The following is a 19,078-nucleotide window of genomic DNA, read 5'->3' on the forward strand; positions in this document are numbered from 1 at the left end:
CGCGGCGCCGGTCCGCCGCACCGCGACGGCACGCGCCGATAGGCTCGGGCCATGGCGATCCCCCGGCAGCTGCCCAATGCGATCACGATCGTGCGCATCCTGTGCGCACCGGTCTTCCTGTGGATGCTCCTGGCCGACGGGGGAGCGGACGGTGCCCTGCGGTGGTGGGCGGCCGTGCTGTTCATCGTCGCAATCGCCACCGACGGGATCGACGGCTACCTCGCGCGCAAGTACGAGATCGTCACCGACCTCGGCAAGCTCCTCGATCCCATCGCCGACAAGGTGCTCACCGGCTTCGCGTTCATCGGGCTGTCCGTCCTGGGGGAGCTCCCGTGGTGGATCACGATCGTCGTGCTCATCCGTGAGATCGGCATCACCGTGTACCGGTTCATGGTGGTGAGCGACCACGTGCTGGCCGCCGCCTGGATGGGCAAGCTCAAGACGCTCGCGCAGGGGCTCGCGCTCTCGTTCGCCCTTCTGCCGCTGTGGACGGTCGTCGGGGACTGGATCTTCTGGGTCAACGGCGTGCTCATGACGATCGCGGTGATCCTCACGATCGCGAGCGGCATCGACTACATCGTGACCGAGATGCGCGCCGCGCGCGCGAAGCGGAGCGGCTCGTGACGGATGCCTCGCCCCTCGGCGCTGCGGTGCTGCACGCGCTCGACGGACGAGGCTGGTCGATCGCCGCTGCCGAGTCGCTGACGGGTGGACGGGTCATCGCGACGCTCGTCGACGTGCCGGGGGCGTCCGCACACGTGCGGGGAGGCATCGTGGCGTACGCCACCGACGTCAAGGCGAGCCAGCTGGGTGTGGACGCCGACCTGCTGGCCGCTCGCGGCCCCGTCGACGCCGACGTCGCGGTGCAGATGGCACAGGGCGTCCGCCGCGCGCTGAGGGCCGATGTGGGCCTCTCGACGACCGGAGTCGCCGGCCCCGAACCGCAGGACGGCAAGCCCGTCGGCACCGTCCACATCGCCGTGGTGACCCCCGATGAGATCGCGGCGTCGTCCCTCGAACTGACCGGAACGCGCGACGAGATCCGCACCCGGACGGTGCAGAGCGTGCTGGAACTGGCGCTCACCGTGGTGGGAGGCATTCGTCATCCGTGACACCGAGTCCGGGAACAGATGGTGTTTCGTCTCGGTTACATTCGGAGATTCCCACCCATTGCCCAGTCCACGGGATTAGATTGACATCATCCGGTGCTGTACTGTTGGCCACCCGGACGACGGTGGAATCAGAAGTGAGGAGGGGCCCTGATGATCCTGGTACGTCAAGAGATCGGCGAAGTGCTTCGTGATTTCCGCCAGCAGAAGGGGCGGACTCTCCGCCAGGTGGCCAGCCGCGCGAGCGTCGCGCTGGGCTATCTGAGCGAGGTGGAGCGCGGTCAGAAGGAGGCCTCGAGCGAGATCCTCGCGTCGGTGGCCGAGGCGCTCGATGTTCCCATCTCGATCATCATGCGCGAGGTGGGCGACCGCATCTCGGTCCTCGAGGGCCTGCAGACCTTCCCCGACGTCGTCCCCGACGACCTCGTGGCGTCGGTCGACGCCGAGCTGTCGCTGCGCTGATCGCGTCGCTTTGTCTGTATGCGTCGCAGTGAGTTCAATCGTGCCGTGAACGACGAGTTCGGCGTGCGCGCGAACGCCGTCGTGACGGATCTGTACCTGTCGAAGGTGGGCGGTCGCACGGCCGCCGAGGCGATCGACGCCGGTGTCGACCCCCGCGAGGTGTGGCTCGCGCTGTGCGAGGAGCTCGATGTTCCGGCCGAACGCCGCTACGGCGTAGGCCGACTCGAGCCGCGCCGCCACTGACCTCCTCGCGGTGCGTTTGTGTGCGCCCGCGCCCGGCGTGTCATCGAAGAAGTGTTCGAGATCCGCGTAGGCTCCTGCACAGCAGGTGTCGAGAGCGTGTTTTCCACGGACCGGGAAGGAGCGATGACGGATGTCGGAGCCCTTCCCTAACGTGAACAGCGTCGAACGACACCTCACGCCTTGTCGCAGCATCCGTCCCACCGGGGTGGAACGCGACAGCCTACAGGCGACGGAACGCGAGCATAGAGGAGCACGTCATGCCATCACCCGTTGACCGCGAGAAGGCCCTGGAATCGGCCCTCGCCCAGATCGACCGGCAGTTCGGGAAGGGCTCGGTGATGCGCCTCGGCAGCGACGAGCGCGCTCCCGTCGAGGTCGTGCCCACCGGCTCGATCGCCCTGGATGTCGCGCTCGGCATCGGCGGTCTGCCACGCGGCCGCATCATCGAGATCTACGGACCGGAGTCGTCGGGTAAGACGACGCTGACCCTGCACGCGATCGCCAACGCCCAGCGCGCCGGCGGCATCGCGGCGTTCATCGATGCGGAGCACGCGCTCGACCCCGACTACGCGCAGAAGCTCGGCGTCGATATCGATGCGCTGCTCGTGTCGCAGCCCGACACGGGTGAACAGGCGCTCGAGATCGCCGACATGCTCGTGCGCTCCGGCGCGATCGACCTCATCGTGATCGACTCCGTCGCCGCCCTCGTACCCAAGGCCGAGATCGAAGGCGAGATGGGCGACTCCCACGTAGGTCTGCAGGCGCGCCTCATGTCGCAGGCGCTGCGCAAGCTCACCGGTGGCCTCAACCAGACCAACACCACGATGATCTTCATCAACCAGCTGCGCGAGAAGATCGGCGTGTTCTTCGGCTCGCCCGAGACCACCGCCGGCGGTAAGGCGCTCAAGTTCTACGCCTCGGTCCGTCTCGACATCCGTCGTATCGAGACCCTGAAAGACGGAGCGGAGGCCGTCGGTAACCGCACGCGCGTCAAGGTCGTCAAGAACAAGATGGCGCCGCCGTTCAAGCAGGCAGAGTTCGACATCCTCTACGGCGTGGGCATCTCGCGCGAGGGCAGCCTCATCGACTTCGGCGTGGAGCACGCCATCGTCAAGAAGTCCGGCGCCTGGTACACCTACGAAGGCGAGCAGCTCGGGCAGGGCAAGGAGAACGCCCGCAACTTCCTCCTCAAGAACCCGGACGTCGCGGCCGAGATCGAGACGAAGATCAAGACGAAGCTCGGCATCGGCGTGCCCAAGGCCACGGGCGAGGTCGCGGACGAGCTGGCGGCGCGCCGCCCGGCCTGATGGTCCGTTTCGTCGACAGCGGCGGCGAGTCCGACGTCCGGAATGACGACGGACTCGCCCCCGTGACCTCGCTCTTCGGTGACCGCGGAGCGCGGGTGTTCCCGAAGACCGCGGCCGATGTGCGCCAGGAGCTCGAAGGCCGAGTTCCTGCGAGCCGTGGCAAGACGGACTCCTGGTCCGCGCCCAGCCCGTCGCTTTCGCCGTCCGCGGCTGAATGGCGGGCGGAATGGGACGACGGACCGAGCCCACAGACGAGCCCCAGCGCCGACACAGTGCCTGAGCGGGAAGCCCGTCCCATCGACCTCGACATCGAGCGCGCCGGCAGAGCCCGCTCCGGCGGGAGTCGAGGAAGTGCACCGGAGAGCGCGGGTTCCGCAGACGCCGCCGAGCTCGGCCTGCTGAAGAAGCTCCGTGCCCGTCAGCTCTCCGTCTCGGAGGCGAAGACGTATCTCGGCCAGTTCGAACTCGGCGGCGAAGGCGTCGAGGTGATCCTCGATGCCTTCCTCGTGCGCGGCTACCTCGACGACGCCCGGCTCGCGGAACAGCTCGTCCACGCCGGCGTCGACCGCAAGGGCCAGGGGCGCCAGGCGATCTCGCAGAGCCTGGCGAAGCGGGGTGTGCCGCGCGACATCGCCGACGCGGCACTCGCGGAGCTGCCCGACGACGACGCCGAGCGCGCGCTCGAGTTCGCGCGATCCAAGGCGGGTTCCATGCGCGGGCTCGAGCGAGACGTCGCGCTCCGCCGCCTCGCCGGCCAGCTCGCGCGACGCGGCTACGGCGGCTCGTCGGCGCTCAACGCCGCACGGCAGGCGCTGGACGAAGCGACCCGTCCGTCCGGGCGCGTGCGATTCGACTGACGCCGGGAGCTCGCTGAGCGCCAGGGACGCGGCATCCACGACCAGCCTCCGTGCATGCGGACGGCTCGTAGAATGGCGGGATCATGTCTTCGCCTTCCGCCACCCCGACTCTCATCGCGCCGTCCACGGCAGCGCACGATGTCGACGGGCGTGCTCGCACCTACGAGGTGCGCACGTTCGGCTGCCAGATGAACGTGCACGACTCCGAGCGCCTCTCCGGTTCGCTCGAGAGTGCCGGCTACGTCCGCGCCGAGGCGGGCGAGGAGGCCGACGTCGTCGTCATCAACACCTGCGCCGTGCGCGACAACGCGGCAGGAAAGCTCTACGGCACGCTCGGTCACCTCAAGTCCCGCAAGGACAAGCACGAGGGCATGCAGATCGCCGTCGGCGGCTGCCTCGCGCAGATGGACAAGGACGTCGTCCAGCAGAAGGCGCCGTGGGTCGACGTCGTCTTCGGCACCCACAACATGGGGTCGCTGCCGAGCCTCCTCGAGCGCGCGCGTCACAACGGCGAGGCCGAACTCGAGATCCTCGAGGCCCTGGAGATCTTCCCCTCGACGCTGCCCACCAAGCGCGACAGCATCTACAGCGGATGGGTGTCGATCTCGGTCGGCTGCAACAACACCTGCACGTTCTGCATCGTGCCGAGCCTGCGTGGCAAGGAGAAGGATCGCCGGCCCGGCGACATCCTGAACGAGATCCGCCTGCTCGTCGACGACGGCGCGATGGAGGTCACCCTCCTCGGCCAGAACGTCAACTCGTACGGCGTGGAGTTCGGCGACCGCCAGGCCTTCGGCAAGCTGCTGCGCGCCGCCGGCGAGATCGGCGGCCTCGAGCGCATCCGCTTCACGAGCCCGCACCCGGCCGCGTTCACCGACGACGTCATCGACGCGATGGCCGAGACCCCGGCCGTCATGCCGCAGCTGCACATGCCGCTGCAGTCGGGCAGCGACCGCATCCTCAAGGCGATGCGCCGGTCGTACCGCAGCGAGAAGTTCCTCGGCATCCTCGATCGCGTGCGCGCGAAGATGCCCGACGCGGCGATCTCGACCGACATCATCGTCGGCTTCCCCGGTGAGACGGACGAGGACTTCGAAGACACCATGCGCGTCGTCGAGAAGGCGCGGTTCGCGAGCGCGTTCACCTTCCAGTACTCGATCCGCGAGGGCACGCCGGCGGCCACCATGCCCGACCAGGTGCCCAAGGAGGTCGTGCAGGCGCGCTACGAGCGCCTGGTCGCCCTGCAGGAGCGCATCTCGCTGGAGGAGAACGAGAAGCAGCTCGGCCGCGAACTGCAGGTGCTCGTCTCGACGGGCGAGGGCAAGAAGGACGCCGAGACCCACCGCCTCACCGGCCGCGCGGAAGACAACCGGCTCGTGCACTTCGAGGTGCCGGCAGGCTCCGCCATCCCGCGCCCGGGCGACGTCGTCTCGGTCGTCGTGACGCACGCCGCGCCGTTCCACCTGCTCGCCGACTCGACCGACGGTGCGCCGCTGCGCATCCGCCGCACGCGGTCCGGCGACGCGTGGGATCGGTCGCAGGCCGAGTCGTGCGGCATCCCGGCACCCGCGGGCGAGTCCGGCGCGCCGCGCGCCGTCTCACTCGGGCTGCCGACGCGGCGCGTCGGCGTCTGATCCGGCTGTGAGCGCCCCGGCTGACGCCGCAGCGACGCCGCCGCAGCTGTGGGCCGTCGTCGGTGCGACGGGCACGGGCAAGACCGCGCTGTCGCTCGAGCTCGCCGGGGCCCTCGCGGCCCACGGCCGCCCGGCCGAGATCGTGAACGCCGACGCCATGCAGCTGTACCGCGGCATGGATATCGGCACCGCGAAGCTTCCCGAAACCGAGCGGCGCGGCATCCGTCATCACCTCTTCGACGTGCTCGACGTCACCGCCGACGCGGCGGTCGCCTGGTATCAGGATGCTGCGCGCACGGCGATCCGCGAGATCCACGGGCGCGGCGCCGAGGCGGTGCTGGTCGGCGGGTCGGGGCTGTACGTGTCGAGCGTGCTGTTCGACTTCCGCTTCCCGCCGCGCGACGAGGAGCTGCGCGGACGCCTCGAGGCCGAGCTCGACCAGCACGGCCCCGGCGCCCTCTACGCCCGCTTGCGCGAGCTCGACGCCGCGACCGCGGCCAAGGTCGATCCGCGCAACGGCCGCCGCATCGTGCGCGCCCTCGAGGTGCTCGAGCTCGGCGAGCGTACGCACGGCGCGATGCTGCCCGAGCAGCCTGAGCTCTGGCACGACGACACCCGCATCGTCGGGGTCGCGCTGCCGCGCGACGAGCTCGTGGTGCGCCTCGACGCGCGTGTGGAGGCGATGTGGCAGGACGGGCTCCTCGACGAGGTGCGGACGCTGCGCGAGCAGGGCCTCGAGCGGGGGGTGACGGCGCGCCGTGCCATCGGCTACGCGCAGGCGCTCGCGCAGCTCGAGGGCGAGATGACCGAGGCCGAGGCGATCGCCGAGACGCAGGCGCTCACCCGCCGGTACGCGCGGCGCCAGGTGTCGTGGTTCAAGCGGTACGACGGTCTGCGGTGGGTGGATCCGGGAACGGATGCCGCGGCCCTGGCAGACTCGTGGGTATGAGCATCGCGATCCGGGCCTTCGACCTTCCCGACACCGAGGCCGTCGTCTCCCTGTGGCAGCAGACGGGGCTCACGCGGCCGTGGAACAACCCGTACCAGGACATCCGCCGCAAGCTCTCCGTGCAGCCCGAGCTGTTCCTCGTCGCCGTCGACGACCGCACGATCGTCGGCACCGTCATGGCCGGCTACGACGGACACCGCGGGTGGCTCTACTACCTCGCCAGCGCGCCCGAGCGACGCGGCGAGGGGATCGCGCGCAAGCTCGTCGCGGAGGCCGAGGAGCTGCTCATCGAGATGGGCTGCCCCAAGGTGCAGCTGATGGTGCGGCCCGAGAACGGGATCGCTCGCGGGTTCTACGACGCTCTCGGCTACGAGCCGTTCGAGACGTGGAACACCGGCAAGCGACTCATCGCCGACTGACGGGAAGCTGCGCGCGGTCCGCCTGCGGCGCTGCGGCGTCGATGCGGTCTTCCGCGTAGAACGCCCACAGGCGTGCGCGCACACGCCGGCCGACGGTTCGCGTGCCGCGCTGGTCCGGGCCGAGGTCGGGCGGCGACGGCGCCGGCGGCGGCGCGATGCGTGCCCGCTCCGCGTCGTCGAGCGGCTGGTGCACCTCGACGTACTCCCCACCGGGAAGGCGCACGATGCGTCCCGTCTCGTATCCGTGCTCCAGCAGATCGCGGTCCTTGCGCTGCAGGCCCAGGCAGACGCGGCGCGCAGCGGAGAACCCGATGACCGGTCCGATGACGAGGGCGCACTGCAGCGACAGGATCACGTGCTCGATGCTCACGCTGAATGCGCCCGCGATGACATCGGCGCCCCCTGCGGCCCACAGCACGCCCGCGAACACGAGGCCGGCCACCCCGATCCCCGTGCGGGTCGGCGCGACCCGCGGCCGATCGAGCAGGTCGTGCTCGCGGCGGTCATCCATCACCCACGCCTCGACGAACGGGTACGTCGCGACGACGGCGAAGAAGGCGCTGACGACGGCGAGCGGCGCCAGGACCGCGAACGTCCAGGTGCGACCCAGCCACGTGATCTCCCACCCGGGTGGCACCAGCCGCAGCGCCCCGTCCAGGAACCCGGTGTACCAGTCGGGCTGGCTGCCCGCACCGGCACTGCCCGGGTCACCGGGACCGTAGAGCCAGATCGGGCTCACCGTCACGGTGGCCGCCATGAGCACGAGCAGACCGGTCACGACGAGGAACAGCCCTCCGGCGCGGGCGGCCGCGGTGGGGAGCAGCGGCAGTCCGTGGCGCGCGGCGCCCCGGCCGCCCGGGAACCGCGGTGAGCCGTGCCGCCCGGCCGCGATGCCCCGCAGGGCGACGAACAGGACGAGCGCCGCGGGGAACACGACGGTGTGGAGGGGGTAGACGTTCTCGATGATGCGTCCTGGGAACGACCCGCCGAAGAGTGCGGTCTTGAGCGCGGTGCCGACGACCGGGATGCCGAGCACGATGCCTTCGACGATGCGCAGGCCGGTGCCCGAGAGCATGTCGTCGGGGAGGGCGTAGCCGCTCCATCCCGTCGCGAGCACGGCGATGAACGCGAGCATCAGCAACACCCACATGCCGCGGCGCGGCCGTCGGAATCCGCCCGTGAAGAAGGTCGCCACCAGCTGCAGGACGATCGAGGCGGGCAGCAGCAGCGCCGCCCAGTGGTGCGTCTGCCGGAGCAGTCGCCCGCCGGGCACATCGAACGTGACGTTCATCGTCGACGCGAACGCCTTCGAGACCTCGGCGCCGTGGAGCGGGCCGTAGGAGCCGGCGTAGGTGGTCGGTTCCCCCGAGGGCGTGTAGAAGAACATGAGCAGCACGCCCGTCACGGTCACCACGACGAGCGCCGCGAAGGTCACCACACCGAACAAGCTCGTCCAGTGGCCCGACGCGCGGCGGCGCCGCAGTCCGGTCCAGACGCTGTCGATCCGATGTCCGAACGCGGTGGCCCGTCCGACCCGCTCAGCGAGCCGGTCGGTGACTGAGCGCCGCCGAGCTCGCGCCTCGTGGTGCCGATCCGTCTTCATCGGGCTGCCGTGCACGCTGCCTCCTCGTGTCTTCTCGCACATACGACACCGGCGCGCGGCAGCGTGTGACAGCGCGGCGCCCGTACCCGGCCGACGCCGCGGAGCGCGCCCGTAGACTGGTGCGATGCCGCAGACGATCGCGTTCACCAAGGGCCACGGCACCGGCAACGACTTCGTGATCGTCCCCGACCCCGAGGGCGCGCTCGAGCTCAGCGACGACCAGGTCGCGGTGCTGTGCGACCGGCGCTTCGGCATCGGCGGCGACGGGATCCTGCGCGTGGTGCGCGCGAGTGCGATCGAGGAGGGCGCCGAGGCGGCGGCATCCGGAGCCGCATGGTTCATGGACTACCGCAACGCCGACGGCTCGAAGGCGGAGATGTGCGGCAACGGCGTGCGGGTCTTCGTGCGCTACCTCGTCGACGTGGGCTGGGCCGATGTCGACGGCACGCCCCTCAAGGTCGGCACGCGCGCGGGCATCAAGACGGTGACCCGCAGCGACCGTGGGTACGAGGTCGACCTCGGCCCGTTCGTCGTCGACGACTCCGGCGTGCTCGTGCGCACGCGCGGTGGCGGGGCACCGCGCCCCGGCGTCGGCATCGACGTGGGCAACCCTCACGTCGTGGTGGCGCTGCCCGACGACACCGAGCTCGAGGGCCTGGATCTTGCCGCGCAGCCGCTGCTGCAGCCCGAGCCGCCCCAGGGCGCCAACGTCGAGTTCGTGGTGCCGAGCGATCCGCTCGTACACGAGGGCGTCGGCTCGATCCGCATGCGCGTGTTCGAGCGCGGTGTGGGCGAGACGCTGAGCTGCGGCACGGGCGTCGCCGCGGCGGCGCTCGCGGTGCGCCACTGGGCCGGCCCCGCGGCCCCGGATCACTGGGTCGTCGAGGTACCCGGCGGCACGCTCGGCGTGCGGATGCCGGAGGTCGACGGTGAGCGGCACGTGCTGCTGTCGGGCCCCGCCACCCTCGTCTACACCGGCGAGGTCACGCTCGCGTAGCGGACCTCAGGGCTCGGGGAGCTCGGGCAGGTCGATCGGCTCGCTCGGCGGCGAGCCGTGACGGCGCACCCTGAGCACGCGGAAGCCCCTCGCGGTCGCCGCACGATGCACGCTGAAGCGCCGGTCGAGCGTCGCGGCGAGCCACCGCTGCAGCGAGTCCGACCCCAGGTTGCGCTGGACCACGAGCCACGCATCCGCGCGCTCGTCGAGCCGGGGGAGCCAGCGCTCCAGCAGACCGTGCAGCTCGTTCTTGCCCACACGGATCGGCGGATTCGACCGGATCGTGCGGAACAGGACGTCGTCGGGAACATCGTCGGGCAGCGAGGCGTTGACGTTGTCGAGCCCGAGTGCCGAGGCGTTCCGGCGCACCAGGTCCAGCGCTCGTTCGTTCACGTCGACGGCCCACACCGTCGCGTGAGGCGCATCGAGCGCGAGGCTGAGTGCGATCGGTCCCCACCCGCACCCGAGGTCGAGGAAGTTCCCGCTCGCCGGAGGCGGGGGAGTGTTCGACAGCAGCACCGCGGTTCCCGAGTCCACGTGATCGGGGCTGAAGACGCCCCCGGCGGTCGTGACCTCGAGGTCGCGACCGGCGAGTGTGACCCGGATGCGGCGCAGATTCTCGGGGCTGGCGGGCGTCGCACTGAAATAGTGGTCACTCCCCATAGCCGATGAGCCTAGCGGAGGTGCTCCGCATGGCGGGAAGCTAGAATTCACGGATGCCGCGAACCGGCCGATGAACGCGGGAAAACGGCATCCAACGCCAACAACCAAAGGAACACATGACGGATACCACGACACCCCAGAGCACCGACGAGACGCCGGTGGACCCGGTGGATCGGGTGCTGGCGCGCGCCGAAGCGCGTTCGGGGGTGCACGTCTTCGGGGCCGCCCAGGCGCTCCAGGACGAGGCGACGATCGGGCGTGCCGACAGCGATGGCGAGCAGTGGGACCGCGAGGAGCGTGCCGCGCTGCGCCGCGTCCCGGGGCTCTCCACCGAGCTCGAGGACGTCACCGAGGTCGAGTACCGGCAGCTGCGCCTCGAGAACGTCGTTCTCGTCGGCGTGCACGCCCAGGGCGAGACGGAGGACGCCGAGAACTCGCTGCGCGAGCTCTCGGCGCTGGCGGAGACCGCCGGCGCCGTCGTCCTCGACGGCGTGCTGCAGCGCCGCCCGCACCCCGACCCCGCGACCTACGTGGGTCGCGGCAAGGCGGAGGAGCTGCGCGACATCGTCGCCTCGGTCGGCGCCGACACCGTGATCGCCGACACCGAGCTCGCGCCCAGCCAGCGGCGCGCCCTTGAGGACGTCGTCAAGGTCAAGGTGATCGACCGCACCACGGTGATCCTCGACATCTTCAGCCAGCACGCCAAGAGCCGCGAGGGCAAGGCCCAGGTCGAGCTCGCACAGCTCGAGTACCTCCTCCCGCGCCTGCGCGGGTGGGGTGACTCGATGAGCCGCCAGGCCGGTGGCCAGGTGGGCGCCGGCGGCGCGGGCATGGGCTCGCGCGGTCCCGGTGAGACGAAGATCGAGCTCGACCGTCGCCGCATCCGCACCCGCATGGCGCAGCTGCGCAGGCAGATCCGCGACTTCGCGCCTGCGCGCGACGCCAAGCGTGCCGAGCGCAAGCGCAACACGATCCCGTCCGTCGCGATCGCCGGCTACACCAACGCCGGCAAGTCGTCGCTGCTCAACCGCCTCACGAGCGCGGGTGTGCTCGTCGAGAACGCCCTGTTCGCGACGCTGGACGCCACCGTGCGGCGCACCGAGACCGGCGACGGCCGCATCTACACGCTCACCGACACCGTCGGGTTCGTGCGGAACCTGCCCCACCAGCTCGTCGAGGCATTCCGCTCGACGCTCGAAGAGGTCGGCGACGCCGATGTCATCGTGCACGTGGTCGACGGCTCGCACCCCGACCCGGCCGCCCAGCTGGCGACGGTGCGCGATGTCATCGGCGACGTGGGTGCGCGCGAGATCCCCGAGATCGTCGTCTTCAACAAGGCCGATCTGATCGACGACGACGCCCGCCTGCTGCTGCGCGGACTCGAGCCGAAGGCCGTGTTCGCGTCCTCCCGCACCGGCGAGGGGATCGACGAGCTGCGGGCCCTCATCGAGGACACGCTGCCGCTGCCGGCTGTCGAGGTGCGGGCGCTCGTGCCCTACGACCGCGGCGACCTGGTCTCCGCGATCCATGAGCAGGGCATGATCCTGTCGCAGGAGCACGAGGAGGGCGGTACCGCCGTGCACGCGCGCGTCGGCGAGCACCTCGCCGCGCGCCTCGCCCCCTTCACGGTCTGAAACCGGAGCCGCCGCTCGAGCCCCTAGGCGAGCTCGAGCGGCGGCACACCCGGCGTCTCGAAGCCGAACACCTGGCCCAGGAACGCGAGCTCGGCCTCCATCGTGCGCACGAGGGTCGTCGCCGCCCGGAAGCCGTGCCCCTCGCCCTCGAATGCGAGGTAGGCGTGCGCGACGCCGTTCGCGGCGAGGGCATCCCGCACAGCCTCGGACTGCGACGGCGGCACGACGAGGTCGTCGAGGCCCTGCTCGATGAGCAACGGGGTGCAGAGGCGATCGAGGTGTGACAGCGGCGACCGCTCGACGTACAGCGCCTCGGCCTCGGGGAGAGGCCCGACCATGCCGTCGAGGTAGCGGGCTTCGAAGTCGTGCGTGTCTTCGGCCAGCTTGCGGAGGTCGGCCACGCCGTACCGGCTGATGCCGGCGCCGAACGCGTCGGAGTTCGTCAGCGCGCACAACACCGTCCATCCGCCCGCCGAGCCGCCCGCGATCGCGAGCCGGCGCTCGTCGGCCGCGCCGGCCTCCGCGAGTCCGCGCGCTGCCGCCACGACGTCGTCCACGTCGACGACTCCCCACTGCCCGAGCAGGCGCTCGCGGTAGGCGCGGCCGTAGCCGCTGGATCCGCCGTAGTTCACATCGAGCACGCCGATTCCGCGGCTGGTCAGGTAAGCGATCTTCCCGGATGCTGCGCCCCCGACGTGATCGGTCGGACCGCCGTGCACGAACACGACGTACGGCGGCCGCTCGTCGTCGGGGCCGACGACGCCCGGGTTCACGGGCGGGTAGTCGAAGGCGTGCACGGGCCCGTGCGGCCCAGGCACGGTGACCGCGCGGGAGCGCGGCATCCACTCGGCTCCCCACGGTGAACCGCCTCCCACGACGAGACGCGTCGCGGCGGGGTCGTCGACGTCGACCTCCCAGAGCCCCGCGCCGCCGGAGCCGGCGCCAGAGACGAGCACGCGCCGGCCGCGGGCGTCTTCGATCGACAGGCGGGTGACGGCGTCGACGTGCAGCGGGCGGCTGCCGCCGGTGCCGTCGAGCAGCACGAGCTCTTCAGCCCCGTTCGTCTGCACCGCCACGATGCCCCCGTCGCCGAGCAGGGCGAACCACCGCGTCCCCAGCACCCAGAGCGGACCACCGGTGTCGGCATCCACCTCGGCCACCGGCTCGTGGCGGAGGTCCGCCGTGAGCCGCAGCCGCCACAGGTTCCAGCGGCCGGACGGATCGTCGGCGTAGACGAGGTCGTCGTCGTCGACCCACGCGGGCTGCAGCGGCGACGAACCGCCGCCCGCGACGATGGTCCACTCCGGGCCGTCGCCGCCCTCGAGCCGGCCGACGCGCAGCTCCGCGCGGTCCCAGGCCATGTGCGGGTGATCCCAGGCGATCCACGCGAGACGCGTTCCGTCAGGCGACAGCGCGGGATGGGCGACGAAGTCGCTGCCGCCCGCGAGAGAGCGCAGGCGCGCAGCATCCGTTCCCCCGCCGTCGAGGGGGACCTCCACGATGTCGCGCACGGGCACCTCGCTGCCGCGGGTGTGGTCCTCGCGCACGGCGAGCAGCCGGCCGTGCTGCAACGTCAGGCCGCCGAAGCGCACGTCGCCCGCCGCGGGAGTCAGCGGGCGCGGCTCGCCGCCGGGCACCAGCCGCCAGATGCGCTGGTCGGTCTTCTCGACGAAGTACAGCACGCCGTCGTCGTCGGCGGTCCACGAGCCGCCGCCGTACTCGTGCACGCGCGATCGGGCGCTCCACGGTGCCCCCAGCACGTCGACGACGGCTCCGGATGCCGCCCTCCGGCGCACGGCCGAGCGGCCGCCCTCCTCGGGCACCGACTCGCCCCACCACACCTCGGGCTCATGGGCGCCGACGAAGCGCGCGCCCTCGAGCCGGGGGGAGGCGGCGGACACCTCCGCGGCGGTGATCGGGGAGGGCCAGCTGCCGTAGGGGAGCACCTCGGGTGTCGTCACGCACACCACGGTACGACGAAGCCGGTGGTGCCGCGACCGAAACAGAACGTCACAGGCGACACGACGACTGCGAGCTCCGCTACCGTGGACGCATCGTCGCCCGGTCGTCCTCACGGACGTCCCCGAACCTCGGGGGCACCGGGCAGGAGCGACAGCCGAGCCCGGCACCCGCCCGCGATGACACCCCTTCCGCCGCCGTGGTGGAGGGAGGTGCCGCGGCCGCCCGGGCCTTCCCGTACGGCTCAGCCCTGTCCGCCGATCCCTGAGAAGCAGGCCATGTCGATCGACCTGAGCACTCCTCCCGTGCCGATCTCCTTCGAGGTGTACCCGCCGCGCTCCGACGCGGGCTTCGCCGCCCTCCACGAGACGATCCGCCACCTGGCGTCGGTCGACCCGAGGTTCATCTCGGTGACCTATGGGGCCGGCGGCTCCACCGGTGGCCGGTCGCTCGAGCTGCTCACCCACATCCTCCGCGAGACCCACGTCGAGCCGCTCGCGCACCTCACGTGCGTGGGGAACACCTACGCCGGCGCGAACGCGCTGATCCGGGAGTTCCTGGATGCCGGGATCACGAGCTTCCTCGCGCTCCGCGGCGATCCGCCGGCCGGCGTGTCGGAGGATGACGTCTTCCTCGGGGATCTCGACGGCGCGGCGCAGCTCGTGCAGCTCATCGACCGGGTCCAGGCGGAGCGCGAGCCCTACACCGAGGCGCCGATCCCCGGCGTGCCGGGCGCGGTGCGCCTCACGGAGCGGCCCCGAGTCGACATCGCCGTGGCCGCGTTCCCCAACGGCCACCCGCGGTCGCGGCATCCGTTCGAAGACATCGATGCTCTCCTCGCCAAGCAGGCGGCCGGCGCGACGCTCGCGATCACGCAGCTCTTCTTCCACGCCGACGACTACCTCGCGTTCGTGGAGCGATCTCGGGAGGCCGGCGTCACGATCCCCATCCTCCCCGGCATCATGCCGATCACCTCGCCCACGCGACTGCGCCGCGTGCTCGAGCTGACCGGGGAGCGGCTGCCGGCGGACCTCGCCATCGCGCTCGATCTCGAGCCGACGGCGGAAGGGCAGCGCGAGGTGGGAGTCGCGCACGCCGCGCGTCTCGCCCGCGAGGTCGTGGACGGCGGCGCCCCCGGCGTCCACCTGTACGCGTTCAACAACCACGACACGGTCCTCGACGTGCTGCGTGAAGCCGGGGTGCTCGCCCCGGCCGAGCGAATGCCCGACGCCGTCCGCTGATCCGGACGCCGCGATCCGTCGGATGCCCCGACGGTCTCTTCGGCGACCCCGAAAACCCCCCACCCCGAGAAGAACGAAGCGAAAGAGAGAGCACGATGACCGAACCCCGCGCCACCTTCCCGCACGGCACGATCCTGGGTTATCCCCGCATCGGGCGCCGCCGCGAGCTCAAGCGCGCCGTCGAGGCGTACTGGTCCGGCAAAACCGACGCCGAAACCCTGGAGCAGACGGCGGCCGACCTGCGCCGCGCGACGCGCGAGCGCCTCGCCGAGCTCGGCCTCGGCCGCGACGACTCGTCGATCCCGGAGTCTTTCTCGTTCTATGACCAGGTGCACGACGCGGCCGCCGCCGTCGGCGCGCTGCCCGAGCGCTTCGCCGCGCTGCGCGACGCCGACGGCCGCATCGGCCTGGACGCGTACTTCACCGCTGCCCGCGGCGCGGGCGAGGACGCCCCGCTCGAGATGACCAAGTGGTTCGACACGAACTACCACTACCTCGTGCCCGAGATCGGCCCCGAGACGGTCTTCGCCCTCTCGAACGACCGCTTCGCGCGCCAGGTGGCCGAGGCGAAAGCCGACGGCATCACCGTGCGCCCGGTGATCGTCGGTCCGGTGACGCTCCTGGCTCTCGCGAAGGCGACGGATGCCGCCCCCCAGGGCTTCGACCCCCTCCAGCGTCTCGACGATCTGCTGCCGGTCTACACCGAGCTGCTCGCAGGCCTGAGGGCTGCGGGCGCCGAGTGGGTGCAGCTCGACGAGCCCGCGCTCGTGAGCGAGAGCCTGCCCTCGGACGCGGCGGCATTGGCGGATGCTGCCGCGCGGGCCTACACCGCGCTGGGCGTCCGCGCCGACCGACCCGCGATCCTCGTCGCGGCGGGCTACGCACAGCTGTCGCGCGAGGCCTGGACGGCGCTCGCTGCGGCTCCGATCGAGGCCGTCGCCATCGACCTGACCCGCGGTGCGGTGCCCGAGGCCGTGCCGGGCCTCGAGCGCAAGACGCTCGTGGGCGGTGTCATCGACGGGCGGAACGTCTGGCGCGGCGATCTCGACGCGGCGTGGGAGCGACTCCAGGCGCTGAACGCGCTCGGGGCGTCGGAGATCAGCGCCGGCACCTCGACCTCGCTCCAGCACGTGCCTCACGACGTGGCCGACGAGTCCGCGCTCGACCCGCGACTCGCCTCGTGGCTCGCGTTCGCCGACCAGAAGGTCGGGCAGGTGGTGACGCTCGCAACGGGTCTGGTCGACGGGCGCGAGGCCATCGCGGAGCCGCTGGCCGCAGCATCCGCTGCCCTGGCGGATCGCCGGAGCGCACCCGGTGTGCGCGACGGCGCGGTGCGCGAGCGGGCGTCCGTGCTGGGTGCCGGAGACTTCGAGCGCGGCGACTACGACGCCCGCGTCGCCGCGCAGGACGCCGAGCTCGGGCTGCCCGTACTGCCCACCACCACGATCGGGTCGTTCCCGCAGACGGGCGAGATCCGCCGTGCCCGCGCCCGCCACGGCCGCGGCGAGCTCAGCGCCGAAGAGTACGAGCGGTTCCTCCGCGACGAGATCGCCCGCGTCGTGACGCTCCAGGAGGACATCGGCCTCGACGTCCTGGTGCACGGCGAAGGCGAGCGCAACGACATGGTGCAGTACTTCGCCGAGAACCTCGACGGCTTCGCCGTGACCGAGAACGGCTGGGTGCAGTCGTACGGCTCGCGGGCCACGCGCCCGTCGATCCTGTGGGGCGACGTCTCGCGCCCCGCGGCGATCACCGTCGGCTGGTCGACGTTCGCGCAGTCCTTGACCGACAAGCCGATGAAGGGGATGCTGACGGGTCCGGTGACGATCCTCGCGTGGTCGTTCGTGCGCGACGATCAGCCGCTGGGGGAGACCGCGAACCAGGTGGCGCTGGCGCTGCGCGATGAGATCGCGGACCTCGAGGGCGCCGGCATCCGTGTCATCCAGGTCGACGAGCCCGCGCTGCGGGAGCTGCTCCCGCTCAAGACGGCCGATCAGCCGGCATACCTCGAGTGGTCGGTCGGCTCGTTCCGCCTCGCGACCGCGGGCGCCGCGCCGGCGACGCAGGTGCACACGCACCTGTGCTACTCGGAGTTCGACGTGGTCATCGACGCGATCGCCGCTCTCGACGCCGACGTGACCTCGATCGAGGCCGCCCGCAGCCGCGGCGAGGTGATCGGCGACATCGCGACGTCGGGCTTCGCGGCCGGCATCGGCCCGGGCGTCTACGACATCCACTCGCCGCGCGTGCCCTCGGTCGACGAGATCACCGACCTCCTCGACCGCACGGTCGTCGAACTCGCCCTGCGACGCGTCTGGGTCAACCCCGACTGCGGGCTCAAGACCCGCGGGTACGACGAGACGGTCGCCTCACTGAAGAACCTCGTCGAGGCGACCGAGCTCGTACGTGAGCGCGTGGAGGCCGGCCGCTAGGCGCGGCGGGGCTTCTTCGCGGATGCCTCGGCCGGCGCAGATGCGTCGGTCGGGGCATCCACCGTCTCGGGGATCACCTCGGTGTCGTTCGCGTCGTCCACGACGACCGTGTCGGCGTCGATCACGAGGGTGTCGGCGTTCCCGTCGGCATCGGCGTCTTCGGGCGGGGTCTCGTCAGTGACGACCACCTCGTCGGGGCGGACCTGCAGCAGCTCGAGGATCCACGTCACGACCAGCGCGACGATGAGCACGAGGAAGATGTCGCCCGCCGACAGCGGTCGCAGCGCGAACAGCCAGATCACGGCCAGGATGATGACCAGCGTGCGCACCAGGGTGCGGTAGCGGGAGAGCCAGGCGCCGAAGCGTCCGGTGTGGAGGCCGTGGCTCGACAGCTGACGGCGCGCCGACGAGTTGAGGCTGCCGATCGCCTGGCGCGAGCGCACGGCCGGGGTCCATCGCCCGGCGAACCAGCCCAGGATCGCGATGACGACGCCGAGCAGCACCGCGATGGCAGCCGTCTGCTGCATCGCCCCGACGAGGCTCTGGTAGACCACGTCGAGAGCCGTGGTGGAAAGCCCGAGCTGGACAGCGGTCTGTCCGATGACGGGGTAGCCGATGGCGAATGCCAGAGCCAGGGCCCCGCCGCCGAGCGCGAAGCCGATGCCCGAGCCGAGCACGGCGGTGCTGCGACGGCGTGCGATCAGGATGCCCAGCACGAAGAGACCGATCGTGATGATCGGCAGCCACCAGCCGAGTGCCGTGGCCAGCGCGTACGTCGTGCGGATCGTGACGAGGGTGTCGCCGGTGCCGATGATGACGACCTTGTCGACGGCCGGGATCAGCTGGGCGATGCCCACGCCGCGGTCGATCAGGTTCTGCTTGACGCGCTCGACGATCGCGCCCAGCTGGATGCCGAGACCGTCGTCGCTCATGACGACGATGCCGCCACCGTCGGACGTTGCCGCAGCCGTGAGGGCGCGATGGGCGGCGCGCGTGGTCGCGGTCCAGGTGTCGGCGAAGGCGTCCGACTCGACGACGCGCGTCACGGTCTGCGTGAGGAGGTTCTCGAGACCCTGCGCCGCCGGTGCCTGGAGCAGTTGGAGCGCCTGCGAGGCCCGCGGCGGCAGTCCGAGCTGCTCGATCCCGTCGAACACGTTCGCCGTCAGCTCTTCGAAGTCGACCTGCGCCTGGACGGCCTCGACCGTCTCGTCGATGATCATCTGCTGGACGGCGGGATCGTCGGCGAGCGGAGCGAGAGTCTGTACGAACGCCGACTCGTCGACCAGTTCCAGCCGCGCCCATGCGGTCACGATCGAGATCGGGACGAGGATCGACGCGATCACGATGCATAGCGCGGAGAAGAACGCGCGCCACCCGCTGCCCGCAGGACGGTTCGCCGTCCTGCCGGTCGGCGGTGCGGCAGCGGCGCCCGCTTTGAGCAGGGCGTTCTCCGCCTCGAGCGCGTCCAGGCGGGCCTGGAGGTCGGGAACGTCTGGCGAGGGCGTGACGGCGGTCATTCCACCTTCATAGCGCGTCGCGCGGGGTGCTCACCACCTCTGGCGTCGCGCG

General features: G+C 71.3%; 18 protein-coding genes. 13 read left to right on the forward strand and 5 right to left on the reverse strand.

Annotated features, from left to right (window positions below):
* Nucleotides 1–51: 51 nt before the first annotated feature.
* The 9 genes from pgsA (at nt 52) to ACEYYH_RS07940 (ending at nt 6,980) form a co-directional block, all read left to right on the forward strand.
* On the forward strand, nt 52–624 hold the full coding sequence (pgsA, locus tag ACEYYH_RS07900) for a CDP-diacylglycerol--glycerol-3-phosphate 3-phosphatidyltransferase (RefSeq protein ID WP_374977665.1): 573 nt from the start codon (nt 52–54) through the stop codon (nt 622–624).
* Complete coding sequence (locus ACEYYH_RS07905) at nt 621–1,112, forward strand: CinA family protein (RefSeq protein WP_374977666.1); 492 nt, start codon at nt 621–623, stop codon at nt 1,110–1,112. Before pgsA ends, ACEYYH_RS07905 begins: the two co-directional genes overlap by 4 nt.
* Before the next feature lie 150 nt (nt 1,113–1,262).
* Nucleotides 1,263–1,571: a helix-turn-helix domain-containing protein gene (locus tag ACEYYH_RS07910; protein ID WP_018172206.1), complete on the forward strand. Its 309-nt coding sequence runs from the start codon at nt 1,263–1,265 to the stop codon at nt 1,569–1,571.
* A gap of 18 nt (nt 1,572–1,589) precedes the next feature.
* Nucleotides 1,590–1,814 (forward strand): DUF3046 domain-containing protein, encoded by a 225-nt coding sequence (locus ACEYYH_RS07915; RefSeq protein ID WP_374977667.1) that lies wholly within the window; start codon nt 1,590–1,592, stop codon nt 1,812–1,814.
* A gap of 257 nt (nt 1,815–2,071) precedes the next feature.
* A complete protein-coding gene (gene recA / locus ACEYYH_RS07920; RefSeq protein ID WP_045297268.1) occupies nt 2,072–3,121 on the forward strand; it encodes a recombinase RecA in 1,050 nt (349 codons plus the stop codon).
* A complete protein-coding gene (locus tag ACEYYH_RS07925) occupies nt 3,121–3,978 on the forward strand; it encodes a regulatory protein RecX (RefSeq protein WP_374977668.1) in 858 nt (285 codons plus the stop codon). Before recA ends, ACEYYH_RS07925 begins: the two co-directional genes overlap by 1 nt.
* Before the next feature lie 83 nt (nt 3,979–4,061).
* Nucleotides 4,062–5,612, forward strand: a complete 1,551-nt coding sequence (gene miaB / locus ACEYYH_RS07930) for a tRNA (N6-isopentenyl adenosine(37)-C2)-methylthiotransferase MiaB (RefSeq protein WP_374977669.1) — start codon at nt 4,062–4,064, stop codon at nt 5,610–5,612.
* 7 nt (nt 5,613–5,619) lie between these two features.
* On the forward strand, nt 5,620–6,561 hold the full coding sequence (gene miaA, locus ACEYYH_RS07935; RefSeq protein WP_374977670.1) for a tRNA (adenosine(37)-N6)-dimethylallyltransferase MiaA: 942 nt from the start codon (nt 5,620–5,622) through the stop codon (nt 6,559–6,561).
* Entirely contained in the window at nt 6,558–6,980 is a 423-nt protein-coding gene (locus ACEYYH_RS07940) for a GNAT family acetyltransferase (RefSeq protein ID WP_374977671.1), read from the forward strand. The genes miaA and ACEYYH_RS07940 overlap by 4 nt, the downstream gene beginning before the upstream one ends.
* Here ACEYYH_RS07940 and ACEYYH_RS07945 read toward each other — a convergent pair.
* Nucleotides 6,967–8,598 carry a cytochrome bc complex cytochrome b subunit gene (locus ACEYYH_RS07945; RefSeq protein WP_374977672.1) on the reverse strand — a complete coding sequence of 544 codons (1,632 nt, stop codon included), beginning with the start codon at nt 8,596–8,598 and terminating at the stop codon, nt 6,967–6,969. The genes ACEYYH_RS07940 and ACEYYH_RS07945 overlap by 14 nt on opposite strands.
* Nucleotides 8,599–8,707: 109 nt before the next feature.
* On the opposite strand from ACEYYH_RS07945, the gene dapF reads away from it, so the two are divergent.
* Complete coding sequence (gene dapF / locus ACEYYH_RS07950) at nt 8,708–9,580, forward strand: diaminopimelate epimerase (protein ID WP_374977673.1); 873 nt, start codon at nt 8,708–8,710, stop codon at nt 9,578–9,580.
* Nucleotides 9,581–9,586: 6 nt separating this feature from the next.
* Here the strand turns inward: dapF and ACEYYH_RS07955 are convergent, their stop codons facing one another.
* Nucleotides 9,587–10,243: a class I SAM-dependent methyltransferase gene (locus tag ACEYYH_RS07955; RefSeq protein WP_374977674.1), complete on the reverse strand. Its 657-nt coding sequence runs from the start codon at nt 10,241–10,243 to the stop codon at nt 9,587–9,589.
* Between the two features lie 116 nt (nt 10,244–10,359).
* Here ACEYYH_RS07955 and hflX point away from each other — a divergent pair, with 116 nt between their 5' ends.
* Nucleotides 10,360–11,877: a GTPase HflX gene (gene hflX, locus ACEYYH_RS07960; RefSeq protein ID WP_374977675.1), complete on the forward strand. Its 1,518-nt coding sequence runs from the start codon at nt 10,360–10,362 to the stop codon at nt 11,875–11,877.
* A 23-nt stretch (nt 11,878–11,900) separates the two neighbouring features.
* Here hflX and ACEYYH_RS07965 read toward each other — a convergent pair whose 3' ends face one another.
* Together ACEYYH_RS07965 and ACEYYH_RS07970 are read right to left on the reverse strand one after the other, a co-directional pair.
* A complete protein-coding gene (locus ACEYYH_RS07965; protein ID WP_374977676.1) occupies nt 11,901–13,838 on the reverse strand; it encodes a prolyl oligopeptidase family serine peptidase in 1,938 nt (645 codons plus the stop codon).
* Between the two features lie 110 nt (nt 13,839–13,948).
* The gene (locus ACEYYH_RS07970; protein WP_116196755.1) at nt 13,949–14,017 is read right to left on the reverse strand and encodes a hypothetical protein; all 69 of its coding nucleotides are present in this window, start codon (nt 14,015–14,017) and stop codon (nt 13,949–13,951) included.
* A 97-nt stretch (nt 14,018–14,114) separates the two neighbouring features.
* On the opposite strand from ACEYYH_RS07970, the gene ACEYYH_RS07975 reads away from it, so the two are divergent.
* Both ACEYYH_RS07975 and metE read left to right on the forward strand, forming a co-directional pair.
* Nucleotides 14,115–15,077 (forward strand): methylenetetrahydrofolate reductase, encoded by a 963-nt coding sequence (locus tag ACEYYH_RS07975; RefSeq protein WP_374977677.1) that lies wholly within the window; start codon nt 14,115–14,117, stop codon nt 15,075–15,077.
* Nucleotides 15,078–15,172: 95 nt separating this feature from the next.
* Complete coding sequence (metE, locus tag ACEYYH_RS07980; RefSeq protein WP_374977678.1) at nt 15,173–17,509, forward strand: 5-methyltetrahydropteroyltriglutamate--homocysteine S-methyltransferase; 2,337 nt, start codon at nt 15,173–15,175, stop codon at nt 17,507–17,509.
* Here the strand turns inward: metE and ACEYYH_RS07985 are convergent.
* Nucleotides 17,506–19,026 carry a hypothetical protein gene (locus ACEYYH_RS07985; RefSeq protein ID WP_374977679.1) on the reverse strand — a complete coding sequence of 507 codons (1,521 nt, stop codon included), beginning with the start codon at nt 19,024–19,026 and terminating at the stop codon, nt 17,506–17,508. The two genes, metE and ACEYYH_RS07985, sit on opposite strands and share 4 nt — an antisense overlap.
* Nucleotides 19,027–19,078 lie beyond the last annotated feature (52 nt).

This window comes from Microbacterium trichothecenolyticum (assembly GCF_041938625.1).
Taxonomy (GTDB): Bacteria; Actinomycetota; Actinomycetes; order Actinomycetales; family Microbacteriaceae; genus Microbacterium; species Microbacterium trichothecenolyticum_D.

What these genes read in the sequence shown, in the direction of transcription:
- ACEYYH_RS07940 (WP_374977671.1), top strand. Translation starts at nt 6,558, where the DNA reads ATGAGCATCGCGATCCGGGCCTTCGACCTTCCCGACACCGAGGCCGTC.
- ACEYYH_RS07985 (WP_374977679.1), bottom strand. Translation starts at nt 19,026, where the DNA reads ATGACCGCCGTCACGCCCTCGCCAGACGTTCCCGACCTCCAGGCCCGC.
- hflX (WP_374977675.1), top strand. Translation starts at nt 10,360, where the DNA reads ATGACGGATACCACGACACCCCAGAGCACCGACGAGACGCCGGTGGAC.
- ACEYYH_RS07910 (WP_018172206.1), top strand. Translation starts at nt 1,263, where the DNA reads ATGATCCTGGTACGTCAAGAGATCGGCGAAGTGCTTCGTGATTTCCGC.
- dapF (WP_374977673.1), top strand. Translation starts at nt 8,708, where the DNA reads ATGCCGCAGACGATCGCGTTCACCAAGGGCCACGGCACCGGCAACGAC.
- miaB (WP_374977669.1), top strand. Translation starts at nt 4,062, where the DNA reads ATGTCTTCGCCTTCCGCCACCCCGACTCTCATCGCGCCGTCCACGGCA.
- ACEYYH_RS07915 (WP_374977667.1), top strand. Translation starts at nt 1,590, where the DNA reads ATGCGTCGCAGTGAGTTCAATCGTGCCGTGAACGACGAGTTCGGCGTG.
- ACEYYH_RS07955 (WP_374977674.1), bottom strand. Translation starts at nt 10,243, where the DNA reads ATGGGGAGTGACCACTATTTCAGTGCGACGCCCGCCAGCCCCGAGAAT.
- ACEYYH_RS07925 (WP_374977668.1), top strand. Translation starts at nt 3,121, where the DNA reads ATGGTCCGTTTCGTCGACAGCGGCGGCGAGTCCGACGTCCGGAATGAC.
- metE (WP_374977678.1), top strand. Translation starts at nt 15,173, where the DNA reads ATGACCGAACCCCGCGCCACCTTCCCGCACGGCACGATCCTGGGTTAT.
- recA (WP_045297268.1), top strand. Translation starts at nt 2,072, where the DNA reads ATGCCATCACCCGTTGACCGCGAGAAGGCCCTGGAATCGGCCCTCGCC.
- pgsA (WP_374977665.1), top strand. Translation starts at nt 52, where the DNA reads ATGGCGATCCCCCGGCAGCTGCCCAATGCGATCACGATCGTGCGCATC.
- ACEYYH_RS07975 (WP_374977677.1), top strand. Translation starts at nt 14,115, where the DNA reads ATGTCGATCGACCTGAGCACTCCTCCCGTGCCGATCTCCTTCGAGGTG.